General features: G+C 36.7%; 15 protein-coding genes. 7 read left to right on the top strand and 8 right to left on the bottom strand.

Going from position 1 to position 17,694, the window contains the following annotated elements; all coding sequences use genetic code 11:
- Window positions 1-106 precede the first annotated feature (106 nt).
- Complete coding sequence (locus LC814_RS06110) at window positions 107-709, top strand: Crp/Fnr family transcriptional regulator (RefSeq protein WP_226065748.1); 603 nt, start codon at window positions 107-109, stop codon at window positions 707-709.
- Window positions 710-782: 73 nt separating this feature from the next.
- Window positions 783-1,997, top strand: a complete 1,215-nt coding sequence (locus tag LC814_RS06105; RefSeq protein ID WP_226065747.1) for a hypothetical protein — start codon at window positions 783-785, stop codon at window positions 1,995-1,997.
- A 68-nt stretch (window positions 1,998-2,065) separates the two neighbouring features.
- Here LC814_RS06105 and LC814_RS06100 read toward each other — a convergent pair whose 3' ends face one another.
- The 8 genes from LC814_RS06100 to LC814_RS06065 all read right to left on the bottom strand — a co-directional run bounded on the left by LC814_RS06100 (window position 2,066) and on the right by LC814_RS06065 (window position 9,393).
- Window positions 2,066-2,620, bottom strand: coding sequence for a fasciclin domain-containing protein (locus tag LC814_RS06100; RefSeq protein WP_226065745.1), 555 nt, complete (start codon window positions 2,618-2,620; stop codon window positions 2,066-2,068).
- Window positions 2,621-2,785: 165 nt separating this feature from the next.
- Entirely contained in the window at window positions 2,786-3,553 is a 768-nt protein-coding gene (locus LC814_RS06095; protein WP_226065744.1) for an ABC transporter permease subunit, read from the bottom strand.
- Window positions 3,550-4,284, bottom strand: a complete 735-nt coding sequence (locus LC814_RS06090; RefSeq protein ID WP_311135720.1) for an ABC transporter ATP-binding protein — start codon at window positions 4,282-4,284, stop codon at window positions 3,550-3,552. The genes LC814_RS06095 and LC814_RS06090 overlap by 4 nt, the downstream gene beginning before the upstream one ends.
- 45 nt (window positions 4,285-4,329) lie before the next feature.
- Window positions 4,330-5,568, bottom strand: coding sequence for a nitrous oxide reductase family maturation protein NosD (locus LC814_RS06085; RefSeq protein WP_226065743.1), 1,239 nt, complete (start codon window positions 5,566-5,568; stop codon window positions 4,330-4,332).
- Window positions 5,569-5,616: 48 nt separating this feature from the next.
- Entirely contained in the window at window positions 5,617-6,030 is a 414-nt protein-coding gene (locus LC814_RS06080; protein ID WP_226065742.1) for a nitrous oxide reductase accessory protein NosL, read from the bottom strand.
- A gap of 43 nt (window positions 6,031-6,073) precedes the next feature.
- Window positions 6,074-6,661 (bottom strand): hypothetical protein, encoded by a 588-nt coding sequence (locus LC814_RS06075; protein WP_226065740.1) that lies wholly within the window; start codon window positions 6,659-6,661, stop codon window positions 6,074-6,076.
- Window positions 6,662-6,808: 147 nt separating this feature from the next.
- Window positions 6,809-8,803, bottom strand: a complete 1,995-nt coding sequence (gene nosZ, locus LC814_RS06070; RefSeq protein WP_226065738.1) for a Sec-dependent nitrous-oxide reductase — start codon at window positions 8,801-8,803, stop codon at window positions 6,809-6,811.
- Between the two features lie 86 nt (window positions 8,804-8,889).
- The gene (locus LC814_RS06065; protein WP_226065736.1) at window positions 8,890-9,393 is read right to left on the bottom strand and encodes a c-type cytochrome; all 504 of its coding nucleotides are present in this window, start codon (window positions 9,391-9,393) and stop codon (window positions 8,890-8,892) included.
- Between the two features lie 137 nt (window positions 9,394-9,530).
- Here LC814_RS06065 and LC814_RS06060 point away from each other — a divergent pair, with 137 nt between their 5' ends.
- From LC814_RS06060 to LC814_RS06040, 5 genes are all read left to right on the top strand, one after another.
- A complete protein-coding gene (locus tag LC814_RS06060) occupies window positions 9,531-9,917 on the top strand; it encodes a c-type cytochrome (protein ID WP_226065735.1) in 387 nt (128 codons plus the stop codon).
- Window positions 9,918-10,081: 164 nt separating this feature from the next.
- Window positions 10,082-11,980: a molecular chaperone DnaK gene (gene dnaK / locus LC814_RS06055; RefSeq protein ID WP_226065734.1), complete on the top strand. Its 1,899-nt coding sequence runs from the start codon at window positions 10,082-10,084 to the stop codon at window positions 11,978-11,980.
- Between the two features lie 181 nt (window positions 11,981-12,161).
- Window positions 12,162-13,175, top strand: coding sequence for a nucleoid-associated protein (locus LC814_RS06050; RefSeq protein WP_226065733.1), 1,014 nt, complete (start codon window positions 12,162-12,164; stop codon window positions 13,173-13,175).
- 214 nt (window positions 13,176-13,389) lie between these two features.
- Entirely contained in the window at window positions 13,390-14,052 is a 663-nt protein-coding gene (locus LC814_RS06045) for a phosphatase PAP2 family protein (RefSeq protein WP_226065732.1), read from the top strand.
- A gap of 748 nt (window positions 14,053-14,800) precedes the next feature.
- A complete protein-coding gene (locus LC814_RS06040; protein ID WP_226065731.1) occupies window positions 14,801-17,572 on the top strand; it encodes a T9SS type A sorting domain-containing protein in 2,772 nt (923 codons plus the stop codon).
- Window positions 17,573-17,694 lie beyond the last annotated feature (122 nt).

Raw genomic sequence — 17,694 nt, 5'->3', positions numbered from 1 at the left:
TGGGTTAACCTTTGAACTTGCCCTGCAAAATCGGAAATTTATAACGTTATTTTTTAATTTTAAAGTAAAAACTTTGCTATATTTGAGGAATTACAACTGCGATTACATGAAATTTGTACTGGAAGATGGTTTATTGAAGGAAACCAAAGCTGAATTTAAAAAATATTATAAAGGTGATATTATTTTCAGCGAAGGGGAATGTTCTCAATACTTTCACTACCTGAAAGAGGGCGAACTGGCGGTCTCTAACCTTACTGAAAAAGGCAAAGAACTGCTTCAGCATAAAGTAAAAGCAGGCCATTTTTTTGCAGAACCAGCAGTCCTTCTTGGTGTCCCATTTCCAGGGAATGTAGAGGTTTGTTCAGAAAAAGTGGATATCATCAAAATTCATCGGGACAATCTTATCAAATATCTCAAAGAAAATCCAGAAATTCTTTTCCAGTTTACTTTGTCGGTGGCGCACAAATCCATCAAAAAAAGTCTGCTCCTCAAGCAGATTGTACTCTTTAATCCTGAAGATCGAATTCTACAGCAATTGCAGGAATTTAAACGCGAAAACGGGAAAGCACACGAAAAAACATTAATAAAACTTACTCGAAAAGACTTGGCGCACATGACGGGTCTTCGGATAGAAACGGTCATCAGAACCATTAAAAAAATGGAGAAAGAGGATAAGTTGGAGATTGTTAGTGGTAAAATTATTTTTTAAAGGGTGATCGATATCATATCAAGGATGACCTGAATCATAGTGTTAATCAGATTTTTGATTTTATTTTTGTAATATGAAGAATATTGTATTTTGGCTCCGGTTTTCTGTGTTTAATTTTTTACTGGTTGCTGTCTTGGGCTGTATTATGCGTTATAAAATCGCCTACTCGCTGCCGATCGTTGATCAAAAACATGTGCAGGAAGCACATTCCCATTTTGCGTTTTATGGGTGGATCACGCAGATTATTTATGTTCTCATCATCAAATATTTACACGGAATTTTACCTGAAAATAAATTAAAAAAATATAACATTTTATTGGTCATTAATGCCATTGCAGCGTTTGTGATGATTCCGAGTTTTATTTATAATGGATATTTTTGGGCGTCGATCGCTGCATCTACCGCGGCATTATTGACAAGTTTTGTCTTCTTTTTCTATTTAATAAGAGATTTAAAAGGAAATCACGATTTAGTGAAACCTTGGTTTTTAGGTGGAATGTTTTTCGCCGTCATTTCTTCCATTGGCGTTTTTACGCTCAGTTATATGATGATGACAGAAAATATGAACCAGACGCTATATTTGGCTTCTACCTACTATTATCTTCACTTTCAGTATAATGGCTTCTTCATTTTCAGTTGCATCGGTTTTCTCATTCTTTCCCTTAAACAAATAGGTTCTGAAATTTCGGAGCAGGAAAATAAGTTGATTTTCTGGCTGATGTTTATTGGCGGATTAATTGGCTTCGGTTTATCAGTCCTTTGGATGAAAATTCCGCTTTGGATTCTTATCGTGATTTTGCTTGCAACAATAGCGCAGACTGTTGCTGCTGTTAAATTGTACGGTGTTGTAAAAAGAAATTGGCCAAAACTGGTGGTTAATTTTTCGGCGCTGCAACGTTTTGTTTTAATGTACGTTGGTTTTGCATTCTTCGCTAAAATAGCTTTGCAATTGGGCTCCAATGTTCCCGCGCTCAGTCAGTTTGCCTTTGGTTTTCGAAATGTAATCATCGCTTATTTACATTTGATTTTATTGATGTGTGTGTCTATTTTTCTACTCAATCAAATTTTAGCAACAAACGTTTTCAAAATTACGAAACCTGTAACTACGGCATTAAAACTACTGCTTTTAGGAATTTTCCTAAATGAAGCAGTCTTGGGACTGATGGGTATTTTCTCGATTCAGTATGTTGCGATCCCTTATGCAGCCGAGATTCTACTTGCTGTTTCATTATTAATGATGTTTTCGTTGCTTGCCATATTGGTTAGTTTGAAGAAGAAGACGCTATAAAAAAACACTTCCCAAATTTACTCGGGAAGTGCAACAAAACATTAAATGAAATTCTAAAAAAACAGTCTTTATTCTGGTAAGATTACAGCATCTACAACATGCACCATTCCATTCGAAGCTGGGACAGAAGCGATGATATGAGCTGTTCCGTTTACCGTTGGTTTTCCATCAACCATTTTTATGGTAATCGATTTTCCGTCTACCATTCCCAGATTTTGTCCGTCGGTGAACTGATCTGCCTTGATAACACCAACGTAGGTGTGGTGACTTAATATATCATTAAGTTTATCCTTATTTTCAGCTTTTAAAAGATTATCCAATGTTCCCGCAGGTAATTTGTCGAACGCTTCATTCGTCGGTGCAAAAACGGTAAATGGTCCTGCATTACTTAATGAAGTTGCTAAACCAGCTGCCTGAACTCCGGTAACTAAAGTTGATAAGTCCTTGTTGCTTACCGCAAGTTTTACAATATCAGGTGCGCTTTCGTCGTCCTGTACTGCTTCCTGACCTCCAACTGCCACATTTTCTGTGCTCGTGGTTTCGGTGGTAGCTGCTTCTTCGTTTTTCGTGCACGAACTGAAAGCGAGTGCAACAACTGCAAGCATCATGATTGATTTTTTCATAGTCTTTATTTTATTTGTTAACTTTTAAACTGGAGGCAGGTTTTAAACCTTTATTTCTGTATAAAATTAAGCGTAATAAACTGATAAAAGTTATGACTACGGTCACAATATAACACCTTAATTAGGTGAGTTTTATCATTTATTAGTAAATGAATTTCGACTTGTTTAAAGATCTCTTTTATTGAATTTAATTAGGGACCAAAGGAAAGGAACAAATGTCCAGATTGTTAAGATAATCATGGAAATGACAAGACCTCCGCCAGAGCCAAATACCTGTTTGAAAATTGCACCTGCCTGACCTAACATCGCAGCAACATCCAATTGCAAAAGAACGAAAATACGCGATAATCCTATGGGATTTACGGCAGCCAGCGTGGCCATAATACCTTCGATCGGGTAATCGCCAAACTGAAACATCAGCACGAGTAAAATTCCATCATAAATAATGGCAAAAAACATCCAGATAAATATGGAAACGCCAATTCCTTTTGCACGATCTCGACTAGAAATTGCAGCTAACATGGCCAAAGAGGTAAAAATAATGGAAAGAAATATTCCTGTAATCAAAAGTGAAGCGCCTGTTTCTATAGATGAATATAAGAGGATGGGAATCCCGCACCCAATGAGAAAAGCAAACACTAAAGCAGTGGAAAGACCTAAAAAAAGATTGAACCAAACCCTTGCGCGTGGCACTGGCTGACTCAATAAAAGCTCTATAAACTGACTGCTGTTATAAACGTAAATTGTTGAAAATATAACACTTACCAGAGGAACAACGAGTAAAACTACGTTCAATAAACTTAATGTTGCTTTCGTGTAATTGCTGTCGAGGCCTAAAACGGACCAAGAAATTATGAAAAGTAAAACCGTGTAGAGAATTACAATTTTATTTTTTAAAATATCAAATAATATAAAACGTGCTATCTTGTTCATTTTCTCATGGCTTTTAAAATAGAAATAATTCCGTCTGAGATCTTGTCGGTGTTGGTTTCTTTCTTCAGATCTTCTACAGATTGATGGACCACTACTTTCCCCTCATTCATGAAAACGATTTCGCTTATTATGTCATCAAGTTCACTTAGAAGGTGAGAAGTGATGATGATCAACTTGCCTTTATTCTTTTCCTGAATGATTTTGTTTTTCAGGATTTCGGTCGCAAGTGGGTCGAGTCCTGCAGTAGGTTCATCCAGAATAATTACTTTCGGATCGAAAAGGAAAGCAAGAACCGCACTCACTTTTTGTGTAGTTCCACCAGAAAGGGTCCGCATTTTTTTATCGTAAATGCTGGGAAGATCAAATGCTTCCAGAAGTTCCGTATCCAACTCATTTTCAGGAGTGTTGCGCGTGTCTTTGATCATCTTGATGGTTTCTGCGATGGTCATGTTTTCCGGATAACGCCCGATTTGTGGCATATAGCCTATAATTTCCCGGTATTTATAATCTTCTTTCACGCTTTTTCCATCCACCAAAACATCGCCGTCTTCTACCACATTTAAGCCAAGAATGCATTTAATCATGGTGGTTTTCCCACATCCATTCGGGCCGATCAAGGCAATAGAATGACCATTGCTGAAGGTTAAATTCACGTCATCTAAGGCGGTGAACTTATTAAATTTCTTTGTTAAATTATTAATTTCAATCATATCTTTCAGATGCTTTACCATCGTGGAGCTCTAAGTTTGACCATTATTTATATGAAAATAATGAAGTTAAATTTTTATTGGTTTTAAAACCGGTTGATCATCAACGAAACTTTCTGGTGTAAGACTGGGAATTATCTTTTCAGTTTTGTCTAACATATCTACTAAAAAGCTTCGAAACAGAAGCATTACAGAAGGATTCTGCTCAACCAAAACAGAATATAAACTCAGAGGATGAAATGGCACATCGCCAATTTTATCTTTATTTAAATCATACCCTTCATATTTATCCCAGTAATTGAAGCGGAAATCATTCATCACCACAGAACCACTCGTGCTCACATCGAAAGTATTGTTGATGAAATTGTTTCGTATGACGCGATTTTCCATACAGTTGGCGTTGATTTTTATAGCCCAGCCATTATCCTCAAACTGATTGTTGTAAAAATCGATTTTGGTAGCGCCATCGGCAAAGATTCCGGTCGTGTTATTTTGAAAGATATTGCCTTTGATTTTACTGTACGATATTTCCTTTAATAAAAGTCCGTACACGCTGTCGCCCCAGTTATTGATGAATTTGTTGTGATACATGCTCACGTTCATTGCGTACATGACGGCAACACCAGCTCCATTATTATCGAAAACATTAGAAGTGTAGACGCTGTCATTGGAAAACATAAAGTGTAAGCCATAGCGCAAATTGTCGCGGGAAAGATTATGATAAACGTAGCATTTTATATTTTTTTCAAGGTAAATTCCGTCTTTATGTCCGCTGATGTAATTGTTTTTAACCCAAATTTCCTGACTTCCTAAAAGGTGAATGCCATCACCGATATTTTCCTGGGAAGTTCCCCGATCCGTTGTTATTTTATTTTTATTAATCAAAATTCGGTACCCACGCTGGATATAGATTCCGAAGTAATTATTCTCCAGAATATTATTTTCAATGACAGAATTGCTGCTGGTGTAAACATGTACGGCGGCTACACTGCGAATTTCATCGCGACCGCTGTTGATGAGTTTAAAGCCTTTTAAGATAATTCGGTCTGCGCGGAATGTTATAATTTCTCCTTTAAAATTTCCATCAATAATAGGTCGATCAATGCCAATTAAAGCAATTGATTTTTCCAAGTCAATGGTGCCTTCTCGGTAAATTCCCTTTTGAACTAAAACAGTATCGCCGCTTTTTGCGGCGGCGATAGCTTGTTTAATGCTTTTATACTGTTCATTTTTACCGACCTTTAAAACTGCAGAAAATGCAAAGACCGGTAAAAGTAAAAATAGTAAGATTGCTGATAATTTTTTCATGTTTCATACTCGTTGTAGACCTAATTGACTACAAGTTTGCACATTTTTTTATGGATTGGTTAAGGTTGCGCCAAGTTCAGCTGCTGCTTTTTCAGCCGCTGCTTTATCGGAGTAAGCTTGTGTGTTTCCACCCATCGGGCTTTTAATATCACCCCCTTTAATGAAGGTTGCCGTATTGCTCTCAACAAATTTACCACTTGGATAATCTGCGACGTAAGTTTTCGCATTTCCCGTAGTTTCTGAATTAGAAACTTCATAATCGCGAAGACAGGCAATATCATCAAATTTATAGACTCTTCCTTTTTCTGTCAGTAATTGAGTCGCGTATTTAGGTTCTGTAATGGTCATTTTGCAATTATCGCACTGATCTTTTCCTACCGTAATTTCTTGAGGTCCTTTTTCTGCGCAAGATGCTAAAGTGATGACACTTGCTGCTACAAGAATGTTTTTAAATAACTTCATATTTTTAAATTTATACAACTTTTTATCAATCAAAATGTAATGATTAAATCGCTTTTTTAGCAGATCTAAATTCTACAAATGCTAAGATAAGTAAAATTACTCCGGCTCCAATCATGATTCCTCCGCCAATATTTGGGTAAGACCAAACTTCAAAATTAAGTAATTGCTTGTATCCAAACAAGGGTGGCTGATAAGACATTCCGGGAACAATAATCGCAGCATGAGGGTTTAGGTTGTGGCCGTAATCATAAAGCCATCGCCAAAAATCAATAACAAATCCGATCCCGAAAAGCAGGAATAATGCGGTTAATGCATAAAGTATTTTTCGGCTGTTTAGAAAAGCTGCCAAAAAGCACAATGCTGCAAAAAAAGCCAGGGCAAACGGCAAGATTTTAAATTCCCAAAATTCATCTGCATGAATCTCTTTCATTCCGATGTAATGATTTAAGCCGTTGATAATTTCGTATTCACCACTCACTTTATTAGAGTGGATAAACATTGCTAAACCTTCGGGATATTGCGGAGCATTAAGATAGATAGACCAGATCGGTACAAAAATCGCGATCACCAAGCCTATTCCTAAAATGATAAGCAAAATTTTTGACCATTTGTGTAGTGGTAGTGTTTTCATTAGGTTTGTTTTTAGGTGCCTTCTTTTGAGGAGTTCCTATTGTAAAGTTCGACACTTTAATTCAACTTGGGTGTGATAAAAGTTACAAACTGAGAGATATCATCAAAAAGAAAAAAGGGCAGTGAAAACTGCCCTTTAATTAAATTGTTATTTGGTTTCACCTTCTTTCACTGGGCTTTGCGCATTGTCCTTTTTATTATTCAAAGAATAAATAAGCGGAGTGTTGCTGCCAGCCGGAGATACTCTTACATATCCCTGCATTTCCTGGTGTAATGCTGAACAGAAATCGGTGCAGTACATCGGGTACATTCCTGGTTTCAGTGGAACCCATTTCAGTGTGCTGGTTTCACCCGGCATAATGAGTAGTTCTGCATTCTGTGCGCCTTTGATTGCGAATCCGTGAGGGACATCCCAATCCTGTTCAAGGTTGGTCACGTGGAAATAAACTTCGTCACCTACTTTTACCCCTTCTATATTGTCTGGAGCAAAGTGAGAACGGATTGAGGTCATGTAGACATGGATTTTATTCCCTTCGCGGACGACCTTACTTTCACCTTCACCTTTGGTTACATATTTATGTTTATTTTCTTCGAGTTTGAAGAATTTAACCTGATTTTTGGTAAACAGTTCGGCGGGTCCTGCTTGTGCATAATGGGGTTCACCAATGGTTGGGAAATCCAGAAGCAGTTTCATCTTATCACCCGTGATGTCGAAAAGCTGGGCAGATTGCGCCAATTCCGGACCTGTAGGTAAATATCTGTCTTTTGTAATTTTATTATACGCTACTAGGTATTTTCCGTAAGGTTTTTTAGTGTCTCCACCAACAACCATAAGGTGACCTGTAGAATAGAAAGTTGGCTGTCTGTCTAAAACTTTCAATGTTTTAATGTCCCATTTCACAATTTCGGAAGAAACGAACATGGAAGTGTAGGCATTTCCTTTTCCATCAAATTCAGTGTGCAATGGTCCTAAACCAGGTTTCTGAACTTCACCGTGTAAAACTGCATCATATTTAACGATTGGAATACCATCAAATTCACCAGCGAAGTTTTTATCAGCAATTGCTTTCATTAATTTATCAAAACTGAAGACAGGGATTAATGCTGCCAATTTTCCAGATCCAATAATATATTCTCCTGTTGGATCAATATCACACCCGTGTGGAGATTTTGGACAAGGAATCAAATAGCAGATGTCTTTTAATTCTTTTGCAGAAAGTACAGAAACTTCTTTCAAAATTTCTGATTTTGCCATATGCGTAGACTCATCATAAGTATTGTGAGCATATTCTACCGCCATTTTTCTAGCTTTTCCAGCTTTCAAATACTCTTCAGCTTTTTTCCAGTTCACTGCCATAATAAAATCTTTCTCATTCTGAGAAGCATTTACTTCAAGAAGTGTATTTGCCTGTTCGGAGTTGTAGCAAGAGAAAAAGAACCAACCATGCGATTTACCTTTACCTGCGTGTGACAAGTCAAAGTTAAAACCAGGCGCTTCAATTTGGAACGTAATGTCCATTTTACCATCTTCTTTATTAATTCCGATGAAAGAAAGATAACCTTTGAAGTTTTCTTTAAAAGATTCAATAGGTACGTCGCCCGCACCATCAGCTGGTACTGCGAAACGTGTTCCTGCAACTACATACTCTGTATTTTCTGTTAGGAAAGGAGAGGAGTGGTTACCGGCAGAGTTAGGAATCTCCAGAATCTCTGTCGTTTTGAAAGATTTGAGGTCAATTTTTGCTACACGTGGAGTATTATTCGCATTGGCGAATAAATATCTACCGTCGATCTCGCCATTCGTTTGTGATAAAGCAAGGTGATGCTGATCATCCCAAGGTACAAAACCGTGAGAAGTTTCAAGCATTGGTTTCGTTTCCTCGCTAAAACCATATCCGTTTTCTGGGTGAACTGAAAATACAGGAACGATTTTCAGTGTTCTACCACTTGGCAGTCCCACAACACTAATCTGACCGTTAAAACCACCGCTGACAAAGTTGTAAACTTCATCGTGCTGCCCTGGCGCAACGTAAACCTTCTGCGCTGCATCACCCGATACGACATTCTTCGTGCCCTTGGGCTTACATGCAACGATACTCATCGCAGCAAACGCTGCGAGTCCAATTTTTTTGTAAGTTTTCATATATTAATTGATTTTTCTTTCAGAACAGAAAGGAAAAGAAATGAATGGTAAAGGCAATACACTTTACCATTCATGAGTAAGACCTGTTATTTAGCGCCGTCGATTTCTCTCATATATTCGAGAACTTCTCTGGCATCAGTATCAGTAAGAGCTTGGTTTGGCATTCTTACCAAACAAAGTTCAAGTTGTTTTTGTAATTCAGGATCTACGTCGATCATTGGATCGGGGTTAGAAATAAAGTTCATGATCCACTCGGGAGTTTGTCTTGTAGTAACGCCTTTCCAACCTGGTCCAACTAATTTTTCTTCAGTAGGTTTGTGGCAAGAAGTACATTTAACTTCAGCGATTTTTTTACCTGCTGCAGCCATAGCTGGATCAAATTTGCTAACATCTACGTTTTCATGTTTTCCTAAACCACGGTTTGGATCGTATTTTGCTGCGTCAGCTGTCGCTGGGGTAGCAGTTTCATCTGTAGTCGTTACGGTCGTTTCAGTAGATCCGGTTGGGATTGAATCGGTGTTTTTGTCGCCCCCGCACGAGAACAGGGTGAAGGCTAGTGCTGCTAGTGCAACTGTTTTTAATGATTTCATTTTATTTATTTTTTTGTATACCCAAAAGTACCATTCTTTGGGTGATTAGGATTATGACCGTAATCATATATACAGTATGATAATTATCGTGAAATTTGTGGCACAGAAAATTAAAATTGATATTAAATAATAAACGAATGAAAAAGTATCTGATGATGTGCGGAGTAATCGCAATCGTTTCTTGTAGTAAAAAAGAAGTTAATCCTAATATGGACTCTAATGTAATGTTGGAAGAACCGGCAATTACGGTTGTTGATTCCGCGGCAGCAGGAAAACATGAAGGTTTGGCGCTCATCGAAGGAGCCGACTGTTTAACCTGTCATAAAATGGACGTAAGAGTTGTCGGACCATCATATCAGGAAGTAGCCGATAAGTATACGGAAGCGGACATCGATATGCTGGCATCTAAAATTATTGAAGGAGGAAAAGGCAATTGGGGCGAAATTCCGATGACACCACACGCCGGAATGAGCACCGAAAACGCAAAAAAAATGGTCGCTTATATTTTGACACTGAAAAAATAAAATATAAATTAAGTCATATTTAAAGGCATTTTATAGCAATATAAGATGCCTTTTCTGTTGACACTAAAACTACTCTGTCAATTTGTCATTATTTTTTACTTGGTATAAAATTGGAGAAATTCAGCATGTAAAAATAAATTAGATAATAATTAAAAATAAATGATATGAGTAAAATAATTGGAATTGACTTAGGTACAACCAACTCATGTGTTGCGGTAATGGAAGGTAAAGATCCTGTAGTTATCCCAAACGCAGAGGGTAAAAGAACCACACCATCTATTGTAGCTTTTACAGAAGACGGTGAAAGAAAAGTAGGTGATCCTGCAAAAAGACAGGCGGTAACCAACCCAACAAAAACAATCTACTCCATCAAAAGATTTATCGGAACGCATTTTAAAGATGATGCAACCGAGATCGGAAGAGTAGCATACAAAGTAGTAAAAGGTCCGAACGATACGGTAAAAGTAAAAATCGATGACCGTGAATATACACCACAGGAAATTTCTGCAATGATTCTTCAGAAAATGAAGAAAACTGCAGAAGATTATTTAGGTCAGGAAGTAACAAGAGCGGTAATTACAGTTCCAGCCTACTTTAATGATGCACAAAGACAAGCTACAAAAGAAGCAGGAGAAATCGCTGGTCTTACAGTAGAAAGAATTATTAATGAGCCTACAGCTGCAGCATTAGCGTATGGTTTAGATAAAAGTCATAAAGATCAAAAAATCGCAGTGTACGATTTAGGTGGTGGTACTTTCGACGTTTCGATCCTTGATTTAGGAGATGGCGTTTTCGAAGTATTATCTACAAATGGTGATACGCATTTAGGTGGTGATGATTTTGATGATGTAATTATCAACTGGTTGGCAGATGAATTCAAAACTCAAGAAGGTGTTGAATTAAAATCTGATCCAATTGCCCTACAAAGATTAAAAGAAGCAGCAGAGAAAGCAAAAATCGAATTGTCTTCTTCCACACAAACAGAAATTAACCTTCCTTATATTACAGCAACTGCAACAGGTCCGAAACACTTGGTTAAAACATTAACCAAAGCGAAATTCGAACAATTGGCAGCTGACTTGGTAAGACGTTCTATGGAGCCTTGTAAAAAAGCGCTTTCTGATGCAGGTCTTCAAACATCTGACATTGATGAAGTAATCTTAGTTGGTGGTTCTACAAGAATCCCAATTATTCAGGAACAAGTTGAAAAATTCTTCGGGAAAACCCCTTCAAAAGGAGTAAACCCAGATGAGGTTGTTGCATTAGGTGCAGCGATTCAAGGTGGAGTTTTAACAGGTGACGTGAAAGACGTTCTTTTATTAGATGTTACGCCACTTTCATTAGGTATCGAAACAATGGGTTCTGTATTTACAAAACTAATTGAATCAAATACGACTATTCCAACTAAAAAATCAGAAATATTCTCTACTGCAAGTGATAACCAACCTGCAGTATCCATTAGAGTTGGACAGGGAGAAAGACCAATGTTTAATGATAATAAAGAAATCGGAAGATTTGATTTATCCGATATTCCACCATCTCCAAGAGGAGTTCCGCAGATCGAAGTAACCTTTGATATTGATGCGAATGGTATCTTGAGTGTTTCTGCAAAAGATAAAGGAACAGGAAAAGAGCAGTCTATTAAAATTCAGGCAAGTTCAGGACTTTCTGAAGAGGAAATTGCAAAAATGAAACGTGAAGCTGAAGAAAATGCAGCCTCAGATGCTAAGAAAAAAGAAGAAGTTGAGATCTTCAATAAAGCTGACGGATTGATTTTCCAAACAGAAAAACAATTGAAAGAGTTTGGTGATAAATTGTCTGCTGACAAAAAAGCGGCTGTTGAAGCTGCTCATGCAGAATTGAAAACTGCTTTTGAAGCGAAAGACATGGACAGCGTAAAAACCAAAACCGAAGCTTTAGATGCAGCTTGGATGGCAGCTTCCGAAGAAATGTATGCCGCAGGAAACCAAGGACAGCCAGGTACCGATCCAGCACAAGGAAATCCTGAAGGTACCGAAGGTGCTGACGATGTTCAAGATGCTGACTTCGAAGAAGTTAAGTAATTAAATTAATGGTACTGCGGTTAGCATAAACCATTTCTCTACAAATTCCCCGAGTGAAAACTTGGGGAATTTTTTTATGTGCTGAAAGAGTGAAAAGAAATAAAGGGAAATCAAGAATTAAAATTTTATTGCCTTCTCATTCCTAAAAACTTACCTTCGCAATCCAAAAATTTTTTTACCTATGCTCACCAAACTTATCATTCATAAAGTCGGAAATAAAATCAATCAGGAATCGCTAATTCTCTCCCAAGCCGAATATCCGCTGGAAGAAGCAATGACCGAAATGTTGGAAGATTTCTTTTTAAAATCGTTCAAATCCGAAGAGCAGTTTCAGTTTTACAGCGATACCTATTTGGTGAATAATCCGGTTTTCAGTTCTGTTTCAGAAATATTTGAAGATCAAAGTAAGTTTATTTATGAATCTGAAAATATTGCCGAACATCTTTATGGTATTACCGAAAATCCGCGGGTTCAAGCTGGTGAATTGTTCATCGCTTATTTTGAAGGCGAAGAAAAAGACGGCGTAAAAATAGATTCTATCGGTATTTTTAAAACTGAAAACAAAAATCCTTTCCTGAAAATTTTTCCGCAAGGCGAAACTTTTGAAATTGAAAAAGATTACGGAATCGGACTCGCTAAACTGGATAAAGGTTGCATTATTTATAACAACTTCAAAGAATCTGGCTATGCAGTTTCGGTGATCGATAACAATAAGAATGGCGATCAGTTTTACTGGTTTGAAGATTTTTTGGAAGTAAAACAACGCGACGACGAATATTTCCATACGCAGGAAACACTTTCGGTTTATAAAGAATTTATTACAAAGCAGCTTCCGCAGGAATTCGAAACTACAAAAGCTGACCAAGCCGATTTTTTAAACAAATCCATCAATTTCTTCAAAGAAAAAGAGAAGTTTGATTACGACGAATTTACCAAAGAAGTTTTGCAAGACGAAAATGTGATCGAAAGTTTCGGTAATTACAAGTCGGATTATGAGCAGGAAATGCAGGTTTCTATTTCAGAAGATTTTGCCATTAATGAAGCTGCTGTGAAAAAACAAAGTCGGGGTTTTAAAAGCGTTATTAAATTGGATAAAAATTTCCATATTTATGTTCATGGCGACCGTAAAATGATCGAGCAGGGAAGTGACGAAAAAGGAAAATATTACCGTCTTTATTTTGATGAAGAAAAATAAGGAGTTTTTGAATTAGAATATTTAATTTTAATTTTTAAATGTTGTTATCGAATGTACTCACATTTTTATGTTTCCAGGATATTATAAAAATCGAAAAGATATTATTGCGAAGAATTTTTTTATTTGAAATTCTTTCGGGAAATATTTAAAACTTTAGATATGAGTACACTATTAATAGCCTTCTTAAATCTGTTCCTAATATCTACCTTTTCTCATGTTTAAATTTATCAAAAATTATTACAATAATAATTCTGCGAAACTTCTGCTATCACTTTTATTTTTTGTGGTGGCACTTTTGGTTTTTTTTATAATCACTGATGAAATTGTCCTTGAAAAAGAAGAAACTATTGATTTTACAGTATTCAAATTTTTTAAAGAATTTATTATTCGCCAGGGTCTCACAGACTTTATGTCTGTCATCACGCAGTTTTCTTCGGTGGCGCTCATGAAAATTGCCTATCCGGTTCTTATTGTTATTTTACTTCTTTTTAAATTTTACAGAAAAGCTGCTTTTACCTTTGTTGCGGGAGTTGGCGGCTTATTGCTCATTTATGCAATGAAAATGTTTTTTGCCAGACCTCGCCCGCCTTATCCACTTTTGAATAAGGAAGAGAGTTTTAGTTTTCCCAGTGGTCATGCAACATTCAGCTTTATATTGTATGGCACGTTGGCCTATTTTATCTGGTTAACAGATTTGCCGAAAGTCTGGAAATATATCGCCATGATTTTTCTGGTTTTGCTTTCTCTGACTATTGGTTTCAGTCGCGTCTATTTACGGGTACATTATCCGAGTGATGTGGTGGGCGGATTTTGTTTGGGATATTCCTGGCTTTTTCTCATCATATATACTTTTAGAAGATGGTATCCTATAAAATGATGGTGTCATTAAAAATGGTGTATTCGTAATTAAAAATACATTTTCTTCCGAATTTATTTCCCCTAATTGCACAAATTTAAAAATGTAAATTTTCCTGTAGAAAATATATATTCAATGATTTTGGTGTCTTTTTTTATTCTATTATGTTAAATAGAGAAAAAAATTAAGTTAACGATGGAATTAGCTAAAAACCATTAGATGAAAAAGGGTGTATTAACTATTTAATTAATGTTTTAAGTTTCTACCTTTGGCTTACTAATAACACAAAAACACCAATGCATGAAAATTCAAAATTTATTTTATTCGTCTTAAAGTTGGCCCCGCCACTTTTATTCTAGTAGTTTGTTACATTGTTGAAATTAATAAACGCTACTCTTCCACAGGATTCCAAATCCATATCCTATTTTTTCAATTTCAAAAAACTGATTGACGAAATTTTTTACGGTTTCTAATCCTTCTAAGGGTTCACACGTTCTACATTTTGCTTTTATTTATTTCGAACAATGAAGTTTGAAGGCTCTTCCTTACATCTTAGATTTTAAATAATAAAATTTTGGATGAAAAAAAGTTGCTCATTGTGGTGAATAATTGGTCGGGATCCCAATTCTTGAAGTTGAAATTATATTATCGTTGGTCGATACTTACATTTTCTACTGCAATCCACAAAATTATAGAGTTACCTAATTCCCCTATAAAATTTTTGAGCTTCAATGCTTTATAATTTACTTCATTTATAAATTTAATACAAATGAAAACACAAATTTATTTTAAGAAAATACAACAACTCTTCAGTTTAATTTTGTTGCTTTTTCTAATCAGTACTAATTTTTCTGCCCAGACCAATAATTGTCAGGGCTATACCCTCACGCAGGGAGGTTGGGGTGCTCCTAATTTAGATAATCCTCATGTAAGTTATCTTTATGGTAGTTTTGCAGGAGCTTTTCCTGAAGGTTTATCTTTAGGTTGCGAAACTGGTTATAAATTACAATTAACATCTCCAGCAGCAGTTACCGATTTTCTGCCTTCCGGTGGAACTCCATCTGCTCTGGATAGTAATTATACGAATCCTGGGTCAACCTATTCCAACACCTTAGCAGGACAATTGATTTCTGTAATGCTGGCTGTAGGTTTTGATAATTATGATACCAACTTTTCATCTCCAACCATTCCTTTAGGCGAATATATTTTTACAAGTGGTGCTTTTGAAGGAATGACAGTAAATCAATTTTTGGTATTAGCCAATAATTTTATGGGCGGCTGTGGCGTTTCCGCCTATTCCGCTACACAATTTAACCAAGCAGCAACAGCAATTAATGAAAATTATGATGAAGGAAATAGAGATTTGGGATATTTGAAATGCTGTGCTCTACAAATTGTTGTAAAGTACGACCCAATAAACTGTTTCGGTGAAACTACAATTGTTCATGTTACAGCAACTGGCGGCTCTTCTGCTACAGTGGGGACTGGTGACTTTCCTAAAGGTGCAGGTACTTACACCTTCACAGTTACAGATGGTAATTGTTCCTCAAGCGAAACAATTACGATTGGTCAACCAGATCAATTAGAAGCCAAAATATCAAAACAAACACCAATAGATTGTTACGGTGGCAAATCCGATGTAACAGTAACACCAAGTGGTGGAACTCTTCCATATAAGTATCTTTGGAACGATGTGGATAATTCAGAAACAGCTTCAGTAAGTTTAGGCGCAGGTTCTTACAGTGTAGTAATAACTGATAAAAATGGATGTTCAATAACTATGAATGTTATCATTACACAACCAGATCAATTAACAGCTGAAATATCTAAAGATCCAATAAAATGCTATGGTGGAACCTCTGAAGTAACCGTTACAGCAAGTGGTGGAACTCCTGAATATAATTATCTGTGGAATGATGCCGCAAATTCAACAACAGCATCAGTAAACTTAGGAATTGGTTCTTACAGTGTAGTTATTACAGATGCTAATTTATGTACAGTAACTAAAACTGTTGAGATCACTGAACAACCAACTAAATTAGAAGTTGAAATATCTAGAGATCCAATAAAATGTTACGGTGAAAAATCTACAGTAACAGTAACACCAAGTGGTGGAACTCCTGAATATTATTATCTATGGAATGATGCCGCAAAATCAACAACAGCTTCAGTAAGTTTAGGCGCAGGTACATACAGTGTAGTAATAACTGATGATAATGGATGTTCAATAACTGAAGATGTTATCATTACACAACCAGATTTATTGTCAGCTAAATTACATTCTACAGAAATTTTATGTAACGGTGGCAATTCAACAGCGAGCGTTACAATAACTGGTGGAACAGCTCCATATACTTACGCTTGGTCTAATGATGGAACTGGGGAGACATCAGTTTACGTTGCTGGTTCTTACAGTGTAACTATAACAGATGATAACGGTTGTACAGCTACCGCAAATGGTACGATTATTCAACCAGATCTATTAACTTTAAAACTTTCAACGCCGGCACTAGTATGCGGTAATGGAACAACCAATGTTAGCGTGACAGTACAAGGAGGAACTCCTGAATATAAGTACTTGTGGTCTGATGGCTCAACTGGGTCATCCGCAATGTTACCAAGCGGGAAATTTACAGTAACAGTAACAGACAAAAACGGCTGTATTGCAACTGCAAGTGGTGAAGTGAAAACTTTCGATTGTGGTAAATTTACAACCGTAACACAAGGTGGCTGGGGTGCAAAAGCTGCAGGTAAAAATTGGGGAACTTTTAGAAACCAATATTTTGCAGGAGCATTCCCATCTGGTTTAACAGTCGGTGCAGGTTCAAGCTTCTTGAAACTTACAACTGCGAAAGCTGTAGAAGATTTCTTGCCAAGTGGAAGTACTCCACGAGCATTGAATCCAGGTACATTAGTAGATCCAGGTGGAACATATTCTAATGTTTTAGCAGGTCAGGTGGTAGCATTAACTTTAAATGTGAGATTTGATGAATATGTCGCCAGTTTCTCTCCATCATCAACCCTTTTAGGTGATATGATCGTGGTTTCAGGAACATTTAAAGATTGGACAGTTTATCAAGTTCTAGCTGAAGCAAACAAAGTTCTTGGTGGTTTACCATCTATGTACTCTCCTTCAGAGATGAATTCGATCGTAGATGCTATTAACAACAATTACGATGGTGGTAAAATAGATAACGGTCTATTAACTTGTCCTTGCCCAGGTGCAGCGAAAACAATTACTGCAGTTGCCGCAATCGCAAATCCGATAGTGCCGGAAGTAGCCAGCCAGGTTACGCTGTATCCGAATCCTTCAAATGGAGAATTCAACCTCAAATTCGATGCTGACCGTGATAGCCCAGTACTTGTACAGGTTTACGATCTAACAGGTAAATTAATCGGAGATTACAGCAGTAAAGTTACACGAAATGGCAATAAAGCCAGTTTGAATGTAAGTAATGGCAATCTGGTAGGTGGTTTATATCTAGTGAAAGTTAAAACTTCAACTACTGAAAAAACCATTAAACTGATCATTAAAAAATAAATATTAATTTCATAAAATGAAGACTGTCTACCAAGGCAGTCTTTTTTTTATAGCTATTGTGTAAGATTATTCTGTCGGTAGATACTTCTTCATAACATAAACTAATCTTTTGTTGCTCACAA

It is taken from the genome of Kaistella polysaccharea, assembly GCF_020410745.1.
GTDB lineage: Bacteria > Bacteroidota > Bacteroidia > Flavobacteriales > Weeksellaceae > Kaistella > Kaistella polysaccharea.
The sequence above is the reverse complement of the archived record's forward strand: the minus strand, read 5'-3'. Positions and strand labels throughout refer to the sequence as shown.

Excerpts from the sequence above, each read along its gene's own strand:
- LC814_RS06110 (WP_226065748.1), top strand. The coding sequence starts at position 107 with ATGAAATTTGTACTGGAAGATGGTTTATTGAAGGAAACCAAAGCTGAA.
- LC814_RS06105 (WP_226065747.1), top strand. The coding sequence starts at position 783 with ATGAAGAATATTGTATTTTGGCTCCGGTTTTCTGTGTTTAATTTTTTA.
- LC814_RS06100 (WP_226065745.1), bottom strand. The coding sequence starts at position 2,620 with ATGAAAAAATCAATCATGATGCTTGCAGTTGTTGCACTCGCTTTCAGT.
- LC814_RS06095 (WP_226065744.1), bottom strand. The coding sequence starts at position 3,553 with ATGAACAAGATAGCACGTTTTATATTATTTGATATTTTAAAAAATAAA.
- LC814_RS06090 (WP_311135720.1), bottom strand. The coding sequence starts at position 4,284 with ATGGTAAAGCATCTGAAAGATATGATTGAAATTAATAATTTAACAAAG.
- LC814_RS06085 (WP_226065743.1), bottom strand. The coding sequence starts at position 5,568 with ATGAAAAAATTATCAGCAATCTTACTATTTTTACTTTTACCGGTCTTT.
- LC814_RS06080 (WP_226065742.1), bottom strand. The coding sequence starts at position 6,030 with ATGAAGTTATTTAAAAACATTCTTGTAGCAGCAAGTGTCATCACTTTA.
- LC814_RS06075 (WP_226065740.1), bottom strand. The coding sequence starts at position 6,661 with ATGAAAACACTACCACTACACAAATGGTCAAAAATTTTGCTTATCATT.
- nosZ (WP_226065738.1), bottom strand. The coding sequence starts at position 8,803 with ATGAAAACTTACAAAAAAATTGGACTCGCAGCGTTTGCTGCGATGAGT.
- LC814_RS06065 (WP_226065736.1), bottom strand. The coding sequence starts at position 9,393 with ATGAAATCATTAAAAACAGTTGCACTAGCAGCACTAGCCTTCACCCTG.
- LC814_RS06060 (WP_226065735.1), top strand. The coding sequence starts at position 9,531 with ATGAAAAAGTATCTGATGATGTGCGGAGTAATCGCAATCGTTTCTTGT.
- dnaK (WP_226065734.1), top strand. The coding sequence starts at position 10,082 with ATGAGTAAAATAATTGGAATTGACTTAGGTACAACCAACTCATGTGTT.
- LC814_RS06050 (WP_226065733.1), top strand. The coding sequence starts at position 12,162 with ATGCTCACCAAACTTATCATTCATAAAGTCGGAAATAAAATCAATCAG.
- LC814_RS06045 (WP_226065732.1), top strand. The coding sequence starts at position 13,390 with ATGTTTAAATTTATCAAAAATTATTACAATAATAATTCTGCGAAACTT.
- LC814_RS06040 (WP_226065731.1), top strand. The coding sequence starts at position 14,801 with ATGAAAACACAAATTTATTTTAAGAAAATACAACAACTCTTCAGTTTA.